General features: G+C 74.0%; 19 protein-coding genes and 1 pseudogene. 3 read left to right on the top strand and 17 right to left on the bottom strand.

The window, feature by feature from the left end; all coding sequences use genetic code 11:
* Positions 1-65: 65 nt before the first annotated feature.
* From ACLQ29_RS25570 to ACLQ29_RS25500, 15 genes are all read right to left on the bottom strand, one after another.
* A complete protein-coding gene (locus tag ACLQ29_RS25570) occupies positions 66-527 on the bottom strand; it encodes a hypothetical protein (protein ID WP_425773999.1) in 462 nt (153 codons plus the stop codon).
* Positions 524-1,453 (bottom strand): hypothetical protein, encoded by a 930-nt coding sequence (locus ACLQ29_RS25565; protein WP_425773998.1) that lies wholly within the window; start codon positions 1,451-1,453, stop codon positions 524-526. Before ACLQ29_RS25565 ends, ACLQ29_RS25570 begins: the two co-directional genes overlap by 4 nt.
* Positions 1,450-1,965: a phage tail protein gene (locus ACLQ29_RS25560; RefSeq protein WP_425773997.1), complete on the bottom strand. Its 516-nt coding sequence runs from the start codon at positions 1,963-1,965 to the stop codon at positions 1,450-1,452. Before ACLQ29_RS25560 ends, ACLQ29_RS25565 begins: the two co-directional genes overlap by 4 nt.
* On the bottom strand, positions 1,946-4,654 hold the full coding sequence (locus ACLQ29_RS25555; protein WP_425773996.1) for a putative baseplate assembly protein: 2,709 nt from the start codon (positions 4,652-4,654) through the stop codon (positions 1,946-1,948). The genes ACLQ29_RS25560 and ACLQ29_RS25555 overlap by 20 nt, the downstream gene beginning before the upstream one ends.
* On the bottom strand, positions 4,651-5,085 hold the full coding sequence (locus ACLQ29_RS25550) for a GPW/gp25 family protein (protein ID WP_393249322.1): 435 nt from the start codon (positions 5,083-5,085) through the stop codon (positions 4,651-4,653). Before ACLQ29_RS25550 ends, ACLQ29_RS25555 begins: the two co-directional genes overlap by 4 nt.
* Complete coding sequence (locus ACLQ29_RS25545; protein WP_425773995.1) at positions 5,082-5,420, bottom strand: hypothetical protein; 339 nt, start codon at positions 5,418-5,420, stop codon at positions 5,082-5,084. Before ACLQ29_RS25545 ends, ACLQ29_RS25550 begins: the two co-directional genes overlap by 4 nt.
* On the bottom strand, positions 5,420-7,012 hold the full coding sequence (locus tag ACLQ29_RS25540) for a contractile injection system protein, VgrG/Pvc8 family (RefSeq protein WP_425773994.1): 1,593 nt from the start codon (positions 7,010-7,012) through the stop codon (positions 5,420-5,422). The genes ACLQ29_RS25545 and ACLQ29_RS25540 overlap by 1 nt, the downstream gene beginning before the upstream one ends.
* Positions 7,009-7,884: a hypothetical protein gene (locus ACLQ29_RS25535; protein WP_425773993.1), complete on the bottom strand. Its 876-nt coding sequence runs from the start codon at positions 7,882-7,884 to the stop codon at positions 7,009-7,011. Before ACLQ29_RS25535 ends, ACLQ29_RS25540 begins: the two co-directional genes overlap by 4 nt.
* Positions 7,884-8,171, bottom strand: coding sequence for a hypothetical protein (locus tag ACLQ29_RS25530; protein WP_425773992.1), 288 nt, complete (start codon positions 8,169-8,171; stop codon positions 7,884-7,886). The genes ACLQ29_RS25535 and ACLQ29_RS25530 overlap by 1 nt, the downstream gene beginning before the upstream one ends.
* 1,273 nt (positions 8,172-9,444) lie before the next feature.
* A complete protein-coding gene (locus ACLQ29_RS25525; protein WP_355028749.1) occupies positions 9,445-9,927 on the bottom strand; it encodes a phage tail protein in 483 nt (160 codons plus the stop codon).
* 1 nt (position 9,928) lies between these two features.
* Positions 9,929-11,188, bottom strand: a complete 1,260-nt coding sequence (locus ACLQ29_RS25520; RefSeq protein WP_425773991.1) for a phage tail sheath family protein — start codon at positions 11,186-11,188, stop codon at positions 9,929-9,931.
* Positions 11,189-11,211: 23 nt separating this feature from the next.
* Positions 11,212-11,910: a carboxypeptidase-like regulatory domain-containing protein gene (locus ACLQ29_RS25515; RefSeq protein WP_425773990.1), complete on the bottom strand. Its 699-nt coding sequence runs from the start codon at positions 11,908-11,910 to the stop codon at positions 11,212-11,214.
* Positions 11,907-12,515: a glycine zipper family protein gene (locus ACLQ29_RS25510; RefSeq protein WP_425773989.1), complete on the bottom strand. Its 609-nt coding sequence runs from the start codon at positions 12,513-12,515 to the stop codon at positions 11,907-11,909. Before ACLQ29_RS25510 ends, ACLQ29_RS25515 begins: the two co-directional genes overlap by 4 nt.
* 13 nt (positions 12,516-12,528) lie before the next feature.
* Positions 12,529-12,864: a hypothetical protein gene (locus ACLQ29_RS25505; RefSeq protein WP_110568237.1), complete on the bottom strand. Its 336-nt coding sequence runs from the start codon at positions 12,862-12,864 to the stop codon at positions 12,529-12,531.
* A 146-nt stretch (positions 12,865-13,010) separates the two neighbouring features.
* Entirely contained in the window at positions 13,011-13,820 is an 810-nt protein-coding gene (locus tag ACLQ29_RS25500; RefSeq protein WP_425773988.1) for an LppM family (lipo)protein, read from the bottom strand.
* Positions 13,821-14,058: 238 nt separating this feature from the next.
* Between ACLQ29_RS25500 and ACLQ29_RS25495 the strand changes: the two genes are divergently transcribed.
* The 3 genes from ACLQ29_RS25495 to ACLQ29_RS25485 all read left to right on the top strand — a co-directional run bounded on the left by ACLQ29_RS25495 (position 14,059) and on the right by ACLQ29_RS25485 (position 16,799).
* Positions 14,059-15,039, top strand: a complete 981-nt coding sequence (locus ACLQ29_RS25495; protein WP_425773987.1) for an adenosine deaminase family protein — start codon at positions 14,059-14,061, stop codon at positions 15,037-15,039.
* A gap of 9 nt (positions 15,040-15,048) precedes the next feature.
* Entirely contained in the window at positions 15,049-15,489 is a 441-nt protein-coding gene (locus ACLQ29_RS25490; RefSeq protein ID WP_425773986.1) for an NUDIX domain-containing protein, read from the top strand.
* 107 nt (positions 15,490-15,596) lie between these two features.
* Positions 15,597-16,799 (top strand): FUSC family protein, encoded by a 1,203-nt coding sequence (locus ACLQ29_RS25485; protein WP_425773985.1) that lies wholly within the window; start codon positions 15,597-15,599, stop codon positions 16,797-16,799.
* A gap of 90 nt (positions 16,800-16,889) precedes the next feature.
* Here the strand turns inward: ACLQ29_RS25485 and ACLQ29_RS25480 are convergent.
* Both ACLQ29_RS25480 and ACLQ29_RS25475 read right to left on the bottom strand, forming a co-directional pair.
* Positions 16,890-17,147: pseudogene (locus ACLQ29_RS25480) on the bottom strand (alpha/beta hydrolase); the annotation flags it as partial.
* Positions 17,148-17,613: 466 nt separating this feature from the next.
* Positions 17,614-18,606, bottom strand: coding sequence for a LacI family DNA-binding transcriptional regulator (locus ACLQ29_RS25475; RefSeq protein WP_425773984.1), 993 nt, complete (start codon positions 18,604-18,606; stop codon positions 17,614-17,616).
* Positions 18,607-18,731 lie beyond the last annotated feature (125 nt).

Below are 18,731 nucleotides of genomic sequence, written 5' to 3'. Positions count from 1 at the left end.
CACCTTTCTCTCCGGCCACGAGGTGGCCGCGGTGGTCCGGCCACGACGTGGCCACGGTGAGTGGGTCAGGACGTGGCCACGAGGACCGTGCAGCTTCCGAGGCCGGGGCAGGTCAGGCCCACCTCGGTGGCCCGGTCGACGGCGACCTTCGCCACCGCGCCGGTGCCGTCGGACGCCGGCTCGACCTCGTCGCGGATGGTGAGGTCGGCGTCGCCGGGCGCCGGCGCGACGACGGTGAACCGTGCCGCGCTGCGCAGCACCAGGGTGCGCAGCCCGCCCGGGTCGGCGACGCGCACCACGCACCTGCCGGAGAACGTCAACCGGCCGGTCCCGTCGGCGCAGTCGGCGTCGACGGTGGCCGGGTCCACCGCCGCACGCTCGCCGCCCAGCGCGGCCAACCCGTCGACGAACCCGTGCCGGGCGCCCGGATCACCCCGGTCGCCGCCGCCCACGCCGACCGCGACCACGAACAGCGCCACCAGCAGTACGGCCAGCAGCCCCAGCAGCGCCTTCTGCCGGCCACTCATCGCGCGGCGACAGGTGACACGACCTCGCTGAACCGGATCGTGTCCACCCCGGCGAAGTAAAATTTCGTACCCTGTGTCTTGCCCACCACCAGCAGCGTGACCTGGTGCGGCCCCTTGGCCAGTCGGATCGTTGCGACGTCCAGGAACTCCGTCGTCTGCACCTTCGCGCTGAAGCCGAGGAACGTGCCGCCCACCTGGTTGCCGTCGATGGTGAAGACGGTGTTGGCGTAGTCGGGGGCCATGGTCCGTACCGTGGCGAACCGCCAGGTGCCGTCGGCCGGGATCTGCACCGTCACCGTCACCTGGTCGCCGATGGCCAGCCCCGTGAAGAACAGTTGCTTGTCGTCGGACCAGGTCACCCCGCAGCAGTTGGGCTGCGCGCCCACGGCCGCCTTGCTCTTCTGCGGCGACGTGATGACCGCGGCGTCCACCAGGCTCTCCGCCTCGATGGTGACCACCCTCGGCGTGCCCGGGGCCGGCTCGCCGTCGCGGGTCAGCAGGACCACCCCCACGGCCACCACCACCAGCACCAACGCCGCCGCGGCGGCGATCCACAACCACGGGGTACGCCGGGGCGGCGCGACCGCCCGCACCTCGTACGTGACCCGACCGCTGGACCGGGAACTCTCCTCGGGCGCGGTGTTCGCCGAGTACGCGAACCCGGTCATGTCGTAGCGCCGAGGCGGGGTGCCGGCGGGCACGGCGAGCGTGACCAGGAACGACACCGAGCCCTGCCCGGCTACCACCCGTTGCGGTTCGGCGACGGTGAACCACGCCCGCTGGGAGCCGTCGCCGGGCGCCACGTCGAACACCACCGTGTCCGGTGCGGTGCCCGGGTTGGAGACGGTGAAGGTCAGCTCGCCGCCGTTGCGCGGGTCGAGGGTGAACTGCTCGGCGGCGGCGACGACCGCCCATTCGGTGGTCATGACGACTCCTCTTCCCAGACGATCTCGACGGTGGTCGAGGCGGGTTTCTCCGCCTCGACGATGCGGGTGATCACGGCGAGTTGGCCGGCGGCGGTGGCGGGGACCCGCACCACGACGTGGAAGGGCCGTTCGGCCGGCTCGTCGATGGCGAAGCCCGGCATCCCGGTGGCCAGCTCCAGGGCCCGCCGCATGCCGTACGGGGTGCCGCGCCACCGGGCCAGCAGGGCGGCGTTGGCGACCAGGTCGCGCAGCCGCCCCACCGGAAGCGGCAGGGGGGCGTCCGGCCGGGGTGAGGCCACCACGTGGTCCATCGCCACCCAGCGGGTCAACCGCACGACCAGCCCGTCCGGGGCCCGGTACGGGTCGAACAGGGCGTCCACCTCGGCGAGGATCGCCTCGTCCGGGGCGTGCAGCCCCTCCATCACGTCCAGCAGCGCCCAGAGCACGCTGCCGGGTACGCAGGCCCGCTGGTAGGCGGCGGGCAGCAGCCGTTCAATCGCCGAACGTCGCATCCTGGCGCACCACCTCGATGTCGTGCTCGCCGGAGCAGAGCAGCCAGGTATCCGGGACGGTCACCACGTCGGCGGTGGCCTGGTTGGCGCTGGGCGTCCAGTCGACGGCGTCGGCGCTGCGGTGCACGCCGCGTGCGCCGCCGGCCAGGATCAGCCGTTCCGCCGGGCCGCCCGCTCCGCCGCCCGCTCCGCCGCCGCTCGCTGGGCTGCCGCCCGTTCCGGCGCCGCCGGCCGGGCCGCCACCCAATCCGCTGCCGCCGGCCGGGCCACCCACGGCGATGGCGTCCACCGGCACGAACCGGGTCCGGTCGCGCAGCGGCAACCCGCAGTTGACCGACACCGTCTGCCACTGCGGCTGTGCGGCGAGGGTGTCCAACCGCAGCACCCCGCCGCTCTGCGTCGCCGCCACCGCGAGCTGGCCGGCGAACGCCAGGTCGCGGCACGTGCCGCCGACCCAGCCGAGTTGCACCGGCTGCCACTTCACGTCGGACTCGAACAACCGGGTGCGGTGGCAACCCTGTCCCGGCTTCTTCGGGTCCGGCTCGCCGGCGCCGCTCCACAGCAGCGTCGCCGGGCCGTCGTACTGCACGGCGAGCACCCGGTTGTCCACGTTCGCCAGGCCCACGTGCACGAAGCTGCCCGGTCGGCCGGCGGCGGTGGACAGGTACACCCCGAAGCCGGCCTGCGCGGCCACCGCCACCCCCGGCGCGCCCCGCTCCGAGACGAACGCGCGCACCGCGTAGAACCCCCGGTCGGCGTCGGACGGGTCGACCAGGATCTGCAACGGCACCGCCCCGGGCAGCAACGACACCTCGTACAGGCCGGTGTCGGTGGCCACCAGCAGCGCGCCCGCGCCGTCGCGGTCCAGCCAGGCCACGTCGGAGATCCGCGCGTCCAGGTCGGTCAGCAGCGACCAGGTCTCACCCAGGTCGGTGCTCAGGTGCACCCGGGAGCCGCCGGAGGACCGCAGCGTCACCACGGCCACCGAGCCGGGGCGCGCGACGATTCCCGGCCGCACCGGCGCGGGCGCGGGCGCGATGCGCAGCACCGTCTCGTCGTCGAACCGGCCGGCCGGCTCCCACCCCGCGCCGCCGTTGCTGGAGCGGAACAGCACCGGGCCGCGCCCGGCGTACCAGGTGCGCGGCTGGTACTTGTCGACGGCGAGGGCGCGTACCTCCGCGTCGGGGGCCTCGTCGACCACGAACCGGACCGACTCGACGTAGCGCACACCCGGCTCGGCGTGCTCCAACAGCCGGTACACGTTCGACGCCCGCAGTGGCTCGCCGAACGGCCAACCGGTCGGGTTGAGCGCGGTCGGCAGCGGGCTCAACGTCTGGTGCAGCCGGTCGTGGATCCGGCGGCGTACCGCGTCCACGTCCTCCTCCCGGCGGACCACCACCCGGGCCCGGACCGACACCGCCTTGAACCGGGCCCAGGTGGCCCGGGACCGGATGCCGACCATCCGCCGTTCCTCCAGGTCCGCCTCCACCCGGCGACGCGCCTCGGGCACCTCGTGCTCGCGCAGCACCGCCACCGGCAGCCGGCCACCGGGGCGGGCCGTCGGCGGCACGTACGGCACCAGCACCACCTCGACCTCACCGGGTCGGGCGAAGCTGTACACCGCCGCGCGGGTGAACGCCCGCGCCCGTGCCACCGCCCCGGAGCTGGTGGCGAGGACCTCGAAGTCGCGGGCGGTGACCGCCCGTTGCTGGGCGAAGAACTCGTACGGGCCGCGCAGCAGCACTGATTCCAACGCCTCCACCTCCCGGCCGCCGGCCGCCGGGGCGGGGTTGTCCACGCGTACCCCGGGTAGCGGGTCGCGCAGGCTGGTGAGCGTGCCCGCGGCCACGTTGCCGGTGGGCCCGCCACCGGCGCGGTACCAGAGCCGGACCTGCCGACCGGCCGGCGGCACCGCCGCCACGGTCACCGGCGCCGGGCCGGGTGGCGCGGGATCGCCGGGCCGGGTCGGCGGTCGCAGGTCCAGGGCCGGGGCGAAGGTGACGGTGCCCGAGCAGCGGTCCACCAGGTACGCCTTGGCCTGTGGGCCGAGCCCGGCGAAGCTGTCCACCGGCCGCCAGATCTCGTACGTGCGGCCGTCGTGCTCCCGGGCCGCCGCGCCCAGCTCCACGGTGCCGGCCGGCACCTCCACGCCGAGCAGCAGGTCCAGCGCCTCGGCGGTGTGCGCCAGCGGGGCGTGGGCGGCCCGCAGCACCTGCCCCGGCTGGCCGGTACCCACGCCGAGCAGTTCGGCCTCGACGAGTTCGCAGTGGTGCATCCGTACCGTCACCGACGTCTCGCCGGCGGCCAGCATTGTGGGCTCGGTGGTCACGAAGACGACCGGCCGGGGATCCGCGCCGCGCGCCGCCGCGACCCGCAGCCCGGCCGGGATCCAAATCGCGGCCCGGTCGCCGCCGCTGCGGGTGAACCGGACGTCCGCCCAGGCCGCGGTGGGCGCGTGCCGGGTGACCCCGAGCAGGTTCAGAAACGAGACGTACGCCTTCTCCGGCAACTGGTTCAGCCGGTAGATCATCACTTCGGTCAGGTGCGCGAACGCCTCCACGAGCGCCATCCCGGGGTCGTGCGCCGACAGGTCGGTCCACGCCGGGCAGGACTGCCGGATCCGTTCCCGGGCCTCGGTGACGAGGTCGAGGAACCCGCGATCGTCCAGGTGCGGCACGGGCAGCGTCATGACGGTCCTCCCTGCGCGGGCTCGTCGGCGGGGAGCAGGTCCACGGAGAAGACCAGTTGCCCGGGTGTCAGGCTGGCGCGCACCCGGTAGTCCAACCGGATCACCAACCGCCACGCGTCGTCCGGATCCGGACCGGCGTCGGTGTCGATCACCTCGACCCGTGGCTCCCACCGGGCGATGGCCTGCCGGACGTAGTGGATGGCCAGGCCGGCCGTGGTGTCGTCGTTGGGCGCGAAGACGAGTCGGTGCAGCCGGGAGCCGTACCCGGGTCGCATCAGCCGCTCGCCCGGCGTCGTCGACAGGAGCAGGAACAGCGCCTGCCGTACGCTCTCGTCGCCCTCGGTCATCGCCAGGCCGCCGGCCGCGGTCAGTGCCGGGCCGCCGCCGCGTCCGGCGTCGAAGCCGGCCCCGACGAAACGGAAGGCCCTCACCGGTCGGCCCCCAGCAACGGCTGGCGGGGGTCGCGCACCGTGTGGTGGACCAGCCCCGGTGGGGTGCCGTCGGTGAACCCCTCCAGGTGCGACAGCACCACCCGCTGCCCGTCGACCCGCAGCCAGTCGCTGTAGCCGACTCGGACGTTCAGGGTCTTGCCGCAGGGCTTGATGGTCGGGCCGTAGTTCGGGCAGGCCTTGATGTCGCGCCCCTCCGGGTCGTCGTCGACGAGCACGGGTACGCCGGTGACGGTCACCCACTGCTGCGAGGGTCGGTTCTCGACCCGGCCGTCGTGATCGCAGGTGATCACGGAGTCACTGTGGATCCAGCGCATCAGCCGCCTCCTTCGTGATGGGCGCGGGCCAGCGAAAGGGCCTGCCGCGCCGCGGTGGTCGGGTCCTCGGTCGACTCGGCGCGCAGGAAGTCCACGCTGCGGGCGCGGACCACAATGGCCCGCCCGGGTGCGGAGATCACCAGGTCGGACGCCGCGTGCAGGGTGGCCAGGTCCGGGGTCAGTTCCAGGAAGCTGCCACCCTCGGTGGCCAGCCGCAGGCTGCGCCGCACGTCGTCGACGACTATCGACTGCCCGCCGGCGGTACGCATCGTCCAGCGCCGCGCCCGGCCGTCGTCGATGCCCGCGTCGTACGGCTCGACGGCGCCGAACAGCGAACCGAGCACGACGCCCGAGGCCGGCTCGCCAGCGGGCAGCACCACAAGCACGCTGTCGTCCGGATCGGGCAGCGCCACCAGACCCTTGCCCCGCCCCGCGCCGGGGCAGAGCACCGCCAGCCAGCCGGCGTCCAGGTCCCCGTACGCCGGCAGGGTCAGCCGGACCCGGCCCAGCCCGTCGGGGTCGGCGACGTCGGTGACGGTGCCGAGGGTGACCACCGCGCCGCCGACCGGGGTCGGTGGAGCCACCGGCGGGACGGTGGAGAAGCGTGTCAGGTGCCCGTTGCCGTCCACGGTGTGCACCACCTCGGTCAGCACGTACGCCCCGGCCACCGGCTCGGGCACACCGCTCAGGTCGACCCGCCGGCCCGGCCGCAGCGCCGGATCGCCCTCGGCCACCCCCTCGGCGGTGACGAGCGCCGCCGCCCGGGTGTCCAGCCGCGCCTGGGCCAGCGCCGCCAACTCGTCGTCGCTGCGGCCCGGCTGGTCGACGGCGGTGCGGACCCCGTCGGCCCCCACGTCGGCCGGGTCCGGTCGGTCGAACGCCGGGCGGCCACACCGCGCCTCGTCGGCCTGTTGGCTGATCACCTCGGCCCGCTGCGGGTGCCAGCCCAACGCGGCGCTGGCACCGCTGGCCTGGTCGGCGTTCGTGGACAGGCGCAGGCTGTGCACGCCCGCGCCGAGGGTCAACGCGACCGGCTCCCCGTAGCCCGCGAGGGTGACCAGCCGGACCGTACCGTCGTCGGCGGCCAGGTGCAGCCCGGCCCGACCGGCCACCTCGCACAGCAGCTCCAGATCACTGTGCCGGTGCTGCGACAGCCGGTCCAGCCGGGGCCCGTCGACCTCCGCGCTCACCTCCAGCCCCACCGCGCCGCACAGCTCCCGGGCCAACTCCACGGCGGTCACCGACGTGAACACCCGCAACCCCTGACGTTTCCGCAGCCGGTGCAGTGGGTCGTACGCCCGCAGCCGCAGCACCGCAGCCCCGTCGCCGGCGTACTCGACCTCCACGGCGGTGACCTCCCCGTTGAACAGGGCGTCGGCGTGGTCGGCGAGCCGGACGTCGAGCGTCGTGCCGGGGCGTACCGCCGGGTCGAACGCGCCGACGCCGACGGAGGTGGCGAGCACGAGCTCCGCCTGCGTGGGCTGGTCCAGCCGTGCCGCCACCCGCAGCGAGCGGATCCGCTGACGAACCGCGCCGGTCAGCTCGACGCCGTCGAGCACGACGATCAAGGCCCGGGGCGCGACGCTTGTCACGGCGTACCCCCGGGGGTGGGGTTGGTGCCGGTCGGGCCCCAGGCGGCGGGCGCGGTGGCGATCGAGGCTCCGACGAACGACGCGCCGGCACCCACCCCGCCGGCGAGCGCCCGCGCGACTCCGGTCACCGCGCCCACCACCGATCCGCCACCGCCTGGCGCACCTGGTGGTGGCACGGCCAGGGTGGTGCCGGCCGGCACGGCGAGGGGGTCGGTGATCCGGTTGTGTTCGGCGAGCAGACGCCAGCGCAGCGGCGAGCCGAGCGCGTCGTTGGCCAGCAGGTCGAACCGCACACCGGAACGGCCCGGCTCCGCCGCGCCGTCACCCGCGGCGATCACCGCGCTGCCCGGGGCGGCGGTCGGGGTGCTCGCCGCGGCCAGCTCCTCGGCGAACCCCGCCTCGGCCTGGTCGGCCGTCTCCGCGGCGCGGACCAGCTTCAGCCGCAGCCAGGAGCGCCGGGGTGAGCCGGTGCCGGTGAACGCGTCGAACCGCTCCGCCACCGCGATGATCACGCCGGGTACGTTCCAGGTCTTTCCCCACACCAACCGGACCAGCGGCGGGCGCAGCCAGCCATGCTCGGCGGCCGAGTTCTCCGCGAGCATCCACAGCGGACGGGTGAGCACCCGCACATCGGCCGGACGGACCTGCGCCTGGACGAACTCGACGTCGAAGAGCAGGTCGAGCACCAGCTCGGTCCGGCCGCCGCCGGTGAAGACAAGCGGGTCGTCGGCCAGCCCGGACCCGGTGAGCTGCCCGTCGCCGGCACCCCGATGGCGTACGCCGGCGAGCCGGGTCACCTGCACGGTCTCCGGATTGAGCAGGCAGTCCACCCGAACGCCTGTGGAGTCGATGAGGAAGGCGACGCGTTCCATCAGCCACCCGCCTGTTCCCGGTCCATCCGGGTCAGGTGGGCGGTGTCCAGCGCCGCACCGGCGACCGACCACAGCGCGCTGTCATCGGGCAGCGCCGGCCACCTGTCGGCCGCCGCGTCGGGCTGGCCCGGGCCTCGCCGGCCGCCCGGATCGCGGTGCGCCGAGCCGATCCAGCCGAAACCTGCGGCCCCCGCGGCCGGACCGTCCCGCAGTGCGGCGTGCGGTCCGACCGACTCGCCACCCTGCTGCCCCGGCCGTGCCCGCTCGCCCGGCAGCGCCGGCCACAACCCGCCCCCAGCCGCCGCCCCGCCCCCAGCTTCTCTGCCCCCGGCCGCCTCCCTGCCCCCAGTCGCCTCGCGGCCAGCCGCCCCGCCAGCCGCGGGGTGGCCGCCAGCGGATCGCCCGTCCCGAGCTGCCGCCCGGCCCGGCCTAGCCCCGCCGACGTCGGCGGAGTCGCCGCCCCCGCCGCCCCCGCCGCCCCCGCCGCCCCCGCCGCCCCCGCCGGCGGAGTCAGTTGTAGATCTTGGAAGGTAAGTGCCCCCGGAGGGGCCGAAATCTTCCAAGATCTCGGCGGGAGGGGTGCGGAGGGGAAAGTTGGCCGGGGCGGTTGGCGCTTCGCTTCGGGGCCGCTCTCTCGTGTCGGTGGCCAGGGTGTCGTCCTGCGCCGGGCCTGTCGCCGCGCCCCGTCGGGATGCGCGCAGACGCCAGCCGCCCAGCAGCCGGCTCGGTGAACGTCGGCCCGCATCCGGTCCGCGGGGCACCCCGCCGGTCACCGCGATGTCGGCGGCGCCGCTGCCCCGTGGGCTGGCGCCGCCCATCCCTGGACCCCCGGACCGGTCGACTGCCCTCGACGCGTGCTGCGACCGTCGGATTGCGCCTGTCGAACGCGACCCGTCCGGCCCTCCGACCCCGCGCACCGCCACCGGCCCGTCGACGCCGTAGGACGCGTCCACCGTCCCGTCGTGACCGCCCGTGCCGTCGTCACCCAGCGTGCCGTCGGTGGCGGACGCCGGGCGGCCACGCCCGTAGGAGTGCGCATCCGTGTCCGGGCCGCTCATGCTGGTTGCGCCGCCGGGCCCACCACCCGTGCCGGGGGGACGACGACCCACCGTGCCGGGGGCACGACGACCCACCGTGCCGGGGGCATCACGGCTCACCGAGTCGGCAGGAAGCCCGGCACCCTCCCCGGCGGGCCGAGCTGGTCGGGTCGCCGCGGCCCACCGATCCGGTCCGTCCTGATCGTGCCGATCACCGGAGCCGGAGCCGGAGTCGGAGTCGCTGGCGTGGTCATCGCGCCCCCGCGGCGGTGCCGCGGCGGGCCGGTCGAGGTCCAGGTCGTGCAGCAGACCTGGCGCGTGGGCGGTGACCAGGTCCAGCCAGTGCTGCGGGGGTTCCCCGAAGCGGCGCGGTGTCGCCCCGGGCGTCTCCGGCGGCGGCTGCGGACCATGGTGTGCGGCGGGCGCACGGTGTTCGGGGGGTGTGCGGTGTTCGCCTGGCTCGATCCGCCCAGCGAGGCGCTGCACCGCCCCGGCCGTCGAGCGCAGCCGACCGGCCAGCCAGCTACGCGGGTGTCGGCGCGGTGGCACCGCCGGTCTCCAACTCCAGACCCTCGTAGCGCAGGGTCAACGCGGCGATGGCGATCTCGTGGCTGAGCGTGTTGAGGTGCGCGCCACGCCACCTGGTGGGCCAGGCGTCGATCAGGTTCCAGCGCAGCACCTCGGCGGTCCCGACCGAGTCGAGCAGCACCACGGAGACGTTGCGGCGGTTGAGGGTGCCCTGCGCGGTGGCGTTCACCCAGTCCCACAGCTCGCGGGAGGCGGTGAGGCCGAAGTGCAGCGTCACCGGCTCGTACTCGGCCTGGCCGGGCACCATCCGCATCCGGCCCAGGCCGTGCTCCCGGTACGGCTGCCCGGGGATGTTCACCTCCAGCCCGGTCATCTCGGTGAAGTGGCCGTTGGTGACGCCGTTGATGAGCAGCCGGAAGTTGTACGCCCGGTACGGGTCGACCGGGGCGCCGGGCTGCGGGGTGGCTGTGGTGGGCATGTCAGCCTCCGATCGTCTCGGTCTCGGTGCCGCCGGCCCACTGGCTCAGCTTGAACACCACGAATTCGGCGGGCTTGACGACGGCGATGCCGATGTGGGCGATCACCATGCCCGCGTCGCGGACGTCCGCCGGGTTGGTCTCCTCGTCGCACTTGACGAAGAACGCCTCCTCGGGGCTGCGCCCGAGCAGCGCGCCGTCGCGCCACACCCGGGTGAGGAACGCCCCGATGTCGCGCCGGATCGAGCGCCAGAGGGTGAAGTCGTTGGGCTCGAACACCATCCACCGGGTGCCGTTGGCGATGGCCTGTTCGATGGCGATGCTGAGTCGCCGGACGTTGAGGTAGCGCCACTCGCTGGCCTCGGCGGCGAGCGTACGGGCGCCCCAGACCCGGATGCCCTCACCGGCGAAGTAGCGGATCACGTTGACGCCCTTGGGGTTGAGCACGTCGTGTTCCGGCCGGGTGACCAGGTAGCCCAGGTCCACGGCCCCGCGGACGGGTTCGTTGGCCGGGGCCTTGTGCACGCCGCGCAGGGCGTCGGTGCGGGCCCAGATGCCGGCCAGGTGCCCGCTCGGCGGAGTCAGCTCCAACTCGCCGCTGATCGGGTCGCGGACCCGTAGCCACGGGTAGTAGAAGGCGCCGAACTCGGACTGCCGGGGCCGGTACGCCGCCCCCTCGTGCCCACCCGAGCCGCCAGGACCGGCCGAGCCGCCGCCGGTACCGGCCGAGCCGCCGGCCGTACCCTCGGCGGGCTTGGGGGGTTTGCCAGAGGACGGGGTGGCGACCCGGGTCAGCGCGGCGATGTCGTCGATGTCCGGCGCCGGGTCGCAGATCGCGACCATGGTGCGGGTCCGCTCGGCCATGCTGAGCAGCGCCTCGTGCGACACCACGTCGTGGAAGCCGGGTGCGGCGATGATGGAGATCTCGTCGATGGCCTCCAGCAGTTGCAGGCCACCGCGCCGCTGCCCGGTGCCGGTGATCGCGCCGCCCTCGCCGACGTTCACCACCCAGCAGCGGGCACCCCCGTTGTCGAGGAAGCCGAAGACCGCTCGGGCCAGCGGGGTGCTCTCCACCCGTTCTCCGTCGGCGAAGAGCCGCAGGAACTCCGTCCAGTTGTTGACCGGCACCGCCCGGCCCAGTTGGGCGTCGCGGTTCGGGGCGATTCCGACGAAGGCGGCGATGCTGGTGCTCGCCGGGCCGATCGGTCGGGCGCCGCTGGGGACCTCCTCGACATAGATGCCGGGGGAGAAGTAGCTGGGCATCGGTCCTCCTGTGCGGGTGGGCGTCAGTGGGTCGGTGGCGCGCAGACGATGACGAGGTCGGGTTCGCCGGGGTCGACGTCGGCGGTGAGGACGAGCCCACGCCCGGTCAGTCGCAGCCGGGCCGGGAACGGGTGCTCGGGGTCGTGCGGGACGCCGACGAGCCGGAACCGACCGTCGGAGTCGGTGCGGGTGGCGGATCCGGTGGCCGACAGCTCGACCCGCATCGCGGCGAGCGGTTGGTCCTCGGGGCCGACCACCCGGCCGATGAGTGTGCGTACCTCCAGTTGCCGCAGCCGCAGCGGTCGCAGCACCGGCGGTGCGGCCGGGGTCGGGTGGTCGACCTGGGCGGGTACGTCGATCAGCAGCGCCGGGCGCGGCGCGGCCCCGAACGCCGCCCACAGTGGCGCGTCACCCGCCTCCAGCACGACCGCGTAGCTGCCCTCGCTGGTGGCGGTGGTGAGCACCCGGTCCAGCCGGGGCAACCCGGCCGGCCCGGTCACGCAGAGCAGGTAGCGGACCGTGAACCGGTACGGTTCGCGGACCGCGCCGCTGGAGCGGGTCTGCCGGGCCGGGCGCAGCTCCATCGGCCACAGGGTGAGCCCGGCGGCGTCGCCGTCGGTACGGGGCGGGCCGACCGGGACGGGTTCCCCCGCCGCGCTGGTCAGCCAGGCGGCCAGCTCGGCGGTGGCCGTCTCGATCGGTCCGCGCCCGTCGGTGGTCATCGCGGCGGCGTCCCCTGGATCCGGTACGCGATGGCCTCGTTCCAGACGTGCGGGTAGACGCCGATCTCGAAGTACCGGGTGAACCGGTTGATCGGGGCGTTCGTGTGGTCGTGGTAGAGCAGCCACACCGGGGCGATGGTGAACAGGACGTAGTTCGCCAGCACCAGCGGGATGTAGAGCGGACCGAGCAGTCGACCCTGGAAGATGTGCACGTCCTCGTGCCGCTGGATGCCCGAGCTGGAGCCGGCGCAGACGGTGCCGATGGTGGTGGCGTAGCGGGGCGAGACCCCCTCCACCACGCTGACCCGGCCGCTGCCGGCCGAGGTGGGCCGGTCCAGCGAATGCCCGAAGATCAGGTGCACGGCCAGGTAGATGGCGCCGACGACCGTGTTGAGCAGGCTCCAGGTGTGGTCGACGACGAAGAGGAAGATGCCGCGGGCGTCCGCCGCGTACACCCCGGCGGAGGCCACCGCCCAGCCGAAGACCGCGCCGACGAGCAGGCCCACGACGGCGCCGACCAGAAGCCCGATCGGGCCGCCGGCGAGGAAGCCGAACAGGGCGCCGAGGATGACCTGGACCGCCGCGCTGAGAACTCCGAAGACCATGACGTCATCCCCCTCAGACCCAGGAGCGGAAGATTTTGGGCTCGCGACCGCTCGCGAGTTGGGTCGGCGTCGCCTGCCGGTTGCCGGGCGGGAACTGGCTGACGCCGAGCGCGGCGGAGAAGATGACAAGCGCGTTGAAGAACGCGATGATCCACTTCTCGCCACCGACCTCGTCCGCGAATGCCGCGGTGAGGTAGGACAGCAGCAGCGCGATGACAATGGCGATCCACTTGCGGAGCTTGTCGCCGCTGGGGCCGATCAGCCCCCCGATGACGTTTGTGGCCAGCAGGGTGGCGGCGCTCGCGCCGGCGATGGTCCCCAGGGCTGCCCAGGTGAAGAGATCGTTCATGACGATCCCCCTTTTCTGCGATGGTGCGACCGGGATGTGGTGGTGGTGAGGTCCGGTGCCGCCGGGTGGCAGCGCCGGGGCCGGTCGCCGTCGTCTCGGGGGCGGCCGGGGCCGGGCGTGGCCGGCTCAGCCGGCCACCGGGTGGATCAACCGGGCCCCGGGGCGCCGGCGGGCGGGCCCGGCGGTGTCGGTCCGGGCGAGGTCGGTCCGGGCGAGGTCGGGCCGGGGGTGGCCGGCGTCGTGGGCTGCCGGCGTCGCAGCAGGAGTACGCCGACCGCGGCGAGCAGCAGCAGGAGGAGGAGCGCGCCGCCGACGATCAGCGGCCATCCGATGCCGCCGTCGTCAGCACCGGCGGCGGCCGGCGAGGTGGACGGTCGGGGTGGCGCCTCGGCGACGGCGCGTAGCTCGGTCGGCTTGTCCTGGTTGGAGTCGACCTTCCAGCTCACCGACCGGCCGTTGACGGTGCCGTTGCTGTCGATCACTCGGCCGGGAAATGTCACCGAGATCTCGAACGACATCAGCTTGAGGAACGCCTGCTGTTGCTGCGGATTCTGCTGCGCCACCTTTCCGCCGTATTTAGACGGATCGAGGGGCAACGTGAAACGGTACAAGTCGCCGTCCCGGACCAGTTTTACGCTCTCCGTGTCGAAACCCGCCAGCGGCGCTTTGCGATAACTGATCTGGGCGCCGAAGAGTTTGTCGTCCTCGTACCGGGTCTCTTCCCCCGCCGGCAGGGCGGGAATGTTTTGCCGCAGCTCCGCGAAGGCCGCCGGGATGTTCTTGTTTCGTGAGGTCAGCAGGGACTTCTCGGCGGTCAGCAGCAACTGCCCGTCGACGGTGTCGTCGGCGTTGACGGTGAGCCCCATGTTGAGTTGCATGCAGCCGCCCAACACGGCGACCAGAAGGAGGCACACCGCGACGCGGAGTGCCTTACCGCGGTTCACTCTCCTGTTCATGGGCTCAGTGTGTGTGATCCATTTCACCATCGGCAGTCAGCGATCAGTCACAAGGCAGTCGCCGATTGTACCGACGCACTGTCATATGTGACCGAGGTGGATCGGGCCGCTATTGACTACTCTGGAGCTTTGGGGTCAGGAACAGTTTTCCGGTGGTGATCCCCCGCCTGGGGGAGGTCGGCCCGGACCGGGGTGCGGCAGGCTGGACCCACCCGTTCGACCACCCCCGAGGACAGCGATGACACCGGCTCAGCGCCACACCCCGAAGATCGAACTGCACGTCCACCTGGAGGGAACGGTCCGCCCGGCGCTGCTCGCCGAGCTGGCCCGCGGCCATCGCCTCCCGGTGCCGGCCGAGACGTCCGGAAGGTTCGACGACCTGTACGACTTCATCGCCACCTGGAACGCGATGACGACTGTGCTGCGGACGCCACAGGACTACCAGCGGGCACTGCTGGCCTACGCCGCGGAGGCCGCCCGCGACGGCGCGGTCCACCTGGAACCGATCGTGGACGCCGAGGAGCGGCTCGGGTTGGACGGCTGGGCGAACCTGCTCGCCGCGCTTGTCGACGCGGCGGCCGAGGCCCGCGAGTCGTACGGGGTGTCGATCGGGCTGACCCCGCAGGTCTGCCGGGGGCACGACGTCGACTTCACCGAGAGCGCGGCCCGCATCGCCACCCGGTTCGCCGGGCGGGGCGTGGTCGGCTTCGGGTTGTCCGGCGCCGAGGGGCGGCACCCGACCACGCCGTACCGCCGGATGGTGGAGCTGGCCCGCGACGGCGGCCTGCCGTTCGTGCCGCACGCGGGCGAGGCGGCCGGGCCGGAGGCGGTCCGCGAGGTGCTGGCGATGGGCGCGGTCCGGGTCCGGCACGGGGTGCGGGCCGTGGAGGACCCGGAGCTGGTCGCCGAGTTGGCCGCGCGGGGCGTCGTGTTGGACGTGACGCCCACCTCCAACCTGCGCCTCGGCGTGGCCCGCGAGGACCTCCCCCATCCGTTGACCGTGCTGACCGACGCCGGGGTCGCCTGCTCGGTGTCCACCGACGACCCGGCCATCTTCGACATCACCCTGGCCGACGAGTACGCGTTCGCCGCCCACCTCGGGGTGACCCCCGCGACCGCCTACGCCGCCGGCCTGCGCGGCATGCTCGGGGACGCCGCCGACCACGCGCGGCTGGTGTCGGTGGGGGAGCAGGCGTACGGGGGCGGCGCACCCGCCTAAAGTGAGCCGGTGATTGTCGTCGCGTGTGTGCTGCTGGTGGATCCCGACGGGCGGCTGCTGCTGCAACTGCGGGACACCGAAGCGATGCACCACCCGGACGTGTGGGGGCTGCCCGGCGGCCACGCGGAGGCGGGGGAGACGCCGGAGCAGACCGCCGAGCGGGAGCTGTGGGAGGAGACCGGCCTGCGCGCCGACGGGCCGCTGCGCCTGATCGCCGTGCAGCCGCGTCCCGAGCTGGGCCGGGAGATGCACTACTTCCTGGGCCGCACCCGGGCCCGACAGGAGGATGTGGTGCTCGGTGAGGGCGCGGCGATGGTCTTCGTGCCCGGTGACGAGGTGCTCAACGGGCGTCCTTGGACGCCGGGCACCGTCGAGGTGCTGACCCGGTTTCTCGCCGCACCCGACGACACCGCCGCGTTCGCCGGCCCGACGCCCGCCGAGTCTGCTTAGGGCAGGCCCTAGCCAGCCGGAGGTCGCCGCCCTCACCGGCACGTGACCCGGTCGGCGATCGTGTCCACGGCATCTCGATACCTCGGGCGCGGCGCGGAGCTGCCCCGGTGAGCAGGGCCGTCACGGAATGGGAGACGATCGCCTCGGGCTGCCGTGGGTTGACGGCGCGTGAGCAGAGGGTGGCGATGGTGCGGTTCAGTGGCCTGCGGACGGCCGGCCGGCGGCTGCGGCACGGCTGGCGGCCCGTGCTGGAGGCGACCGTCGCGGCGACCGTGGCGTGGCTGCTGGCCACCCGGTTGCTCGGGCACCCGCAGCCCTTCTTCGCGCCGGCCGCGGCGCTTATCGTGCTCGGTCAGACCCGCGGTCAACGTATTCGCCGGGCCGTCGAGGTCGTGCTCGGGGTCGCCGCCGGGGTGCTCGTCGCGGACCTGGTGGTGCAGGCACTCGGCCCCGGCAGCACCTGGACCGTCGGCACCGTCATCCTGCTCACCGTCCTTCTCGCGGTGGCCTTCGGCGCCACCGGCGTGACGCTTGTGCAGGCCGCGGTCTCCGCGCTCTACCTGGTGGTGGTCGCACCGCCGGACGGGTCGTTGGTGCCGAACCGGTTCGTCGACGCCCTCGTCGGCGGCGCGGTCGCGCTCGCGGCCAGCCTGCTCGTCGACGCCCGGCACCCCCTCGCGCCGCTGGTCGCCGAGGTGCGGCGGACCTTCGACGAGCTGGCCGGGCTGCTGGGCGGGATCGCCGACGCGCTGGACCGCGGCGACGAGGCCGCCGCGTTCGCGGCGCTGACGCAGGCCCGGGGGATGGACGCCCGGGTGGACGGGCTGCGGGACGGGGTGCTGGCCGCCGGTGAGGCACTGCGGCTCAACGTCCGGCGACGCCGGCACATCGGTCGGCTGCGGTCGGTGGACGAGTCGATCCGGCAGATCGACTACGCGGTCCGCAACGTCCGGGTGCTGGCCCGCGCCGGCGTGACGCTGAGCCGGCTGCACACCCCGGTGCCACCGGAACTGGGCGCCGCCCTGCGATCGCTTGCCGAGGCCGTCCGCCAGGCCGGTGCCGCGCTCGCCGCCGACCTCGACGGCCGGGACGAGACCGCCGAACGGCACGGCAGCCGGGCCGACGAGTCCGCGTTGGCCGCCGTGCACACCGCCGGGCAGCTCTTCGGCGCCACGCCTACCCTCCCCCTAGCCATGATCATCGGTCAGGTCCGGGCCACGGCCATCGACCTGCTGCGCGGTGTCAACCCGGAGGACGACACCGCCGTCCTCGCCCGCGTTGACGAAGCCCTCGGCCTGCCCGCCGTCTGACGTCTCCAGGGGAGTGCGCGGGCCGCCGGATGTGCTGGTGCGCCACCTGGTGGCGGAGTCGCGGATCGGGGCGGGGACCTCGTGGCCGCCGGGAAACTCCTCGTAGGTGACGTCGTAGCCGAGCCCGCGCAGGTGGGGAACGAGGCGGCGGCTGCACACGTCGATGGGCAGCACCCGGTCGTCGACACCGTGCGAGACGAAGATCCGTGGCCGACCGTGGGTGGTCGGTGGCGCGGCGAAACCGGGGGAGAAGGCCAGCACCGCGTCGACCAGTTCCCCGTTGGCCAGGCCCAGCGAGAGCGCGTACGAGGCGCCGTCGGAGAAACCGCCGAACGTCACGTCCCGCACCGGATAGCCGTCGAAGACGGTCCTCAACAGCCCGTCGACACGCCTGACGTCCGCCCCGAAACCGCCGGCGATCAGGTCCCAACTGGCCGCCGACGACTCCGGGGCGACAAGCAGCAGGTGCTGCGCGTCCGCCACCGGCGACAGCAGGTCCAGCCCCTGTCGCGCGGAGCCACCCGCGCCGTGCAGGAGCAGCACCAACCGGTACGCCGAACCGTCGGTTGCCGGATCCGGAACGTACGCCAGCGCCCGCCGCTCCCCGTCGGGGCCGGTCAACCGCAGCAGGCCGGCGGGCCCCGGCGCCACCGGCGGGTGGGGGCGCGCGGTCAACCGCCCGTGCCGGTAGTCCGGGGGCGGCTGCGCGGAGTCGGACACGGCCTGCGCTCCTCGCGATCGACGCAACGTGCGACGCGGTTACCCGGGCGGCCAGGGCTTAACCGTCGGCCTCGGGCCGGAAAAGCGCGGACGCTCAGGCGCTGGAGCGGGCCACCAGGGTGGACGGGAAGAGAGTCACCCGGGCGGCCGGGCGACCGTCCAGCAGGGCGGTGGCCGCGGCGACGGCGATCCGCCCGACCGGGTGACTCGCCGTGGTCAGCGCCGGGGCGGTCATCCCGGCCAGCGGGATGTCGTCGAAGCCGGCCACCGCGACGTCGCCGGGCACCCGTACACCGGCGTCGCGCAGCCCCGCGATCACGCCGAGCGCGGTGTCGTCGCTGATCGCGTAGATGGCGTCGACGTCCGCCCAGCGGCTCAGCGCCTCGCCGGCCGCCGCCCGGCCGCGCGCCGCCGTGAAGTCCCCGGTGATCTCCCACTCCGGCAGGCCGGCCTGGTGCATCAGTCGGCGGTACGTCTGCACGGGGCGTTGCGCGCAGGGCAGCCAGCGGGGGCCGGTCACCATGGCGATCCGGCGGCGACCCGCGGCGTACAGGTGGCGCAGCACCGCGTCCGAGCCGGCGGCGTTGTCGACGTCGAACGACGGCACGGTCGCCGAGCCGACTCCGATCGAGACCACCCGGTCGCGTAGCGACCCGGGCACCGCCGCCAGCAGGTCCTCGGTGGTGTTGACCAGGATCACCCCGCACACGGTGCGGTCCCCGGCGAGCTGGTGCAGGCCGCGGGGGTCGCCGAGCGGCAACCAGTGCAACGCCACCCCGACACCGGCAGGTGTGCACACCCGGGCGGCCGAGCCGACCACCTGGTGGACGTACGGGTCGTCCAGCACCGCCGGGCTGGCCCCCTGGGCGGCCACGACCAGTCGTACGCCGCCGCCGCCGCGGACCAGCGCCCGGGCGGCCGGGTTCGGCACGTAACCGAGCTGGTCGACGGCTGCCGTGACCTGTTGCCGAGCTGCCGGCGACGCGAACCCCGTGCCGGCGATCACCCGCGACGCGGTGGACCGCGACACCCCGGCCATCCGGGCGACGTCCTCGAGGGTGGCCGCTCGCTGTGCCGCTGTCGTCATCGTCGCCTCCCCGAGCCGGCCCGTCCGGTCGGACAAACGCCTGTTTCACATCATGCCCTGGCCTGTGCGTCGCCGGTAAGGGGCGGTGGCCGGTTGTGGTGGTAGCGCTCTCAGGTGTGCGATCG

Source organism: Micromonospora sp. DT228 (assembly GCF_049841595.1).
In the GTDB taxonomy this organism is placed as follows: domain Bacteria; phylum Actinomycetota; class Actinomycetes; order Mycobacteriales; family Micromonosporaceae; genus Micromonospora.
The sequence above is the reverse complement of the archived record's forward strand: the minus strand, read 5'-3'. Positions and strand labels throughout refer to the sequence as shown.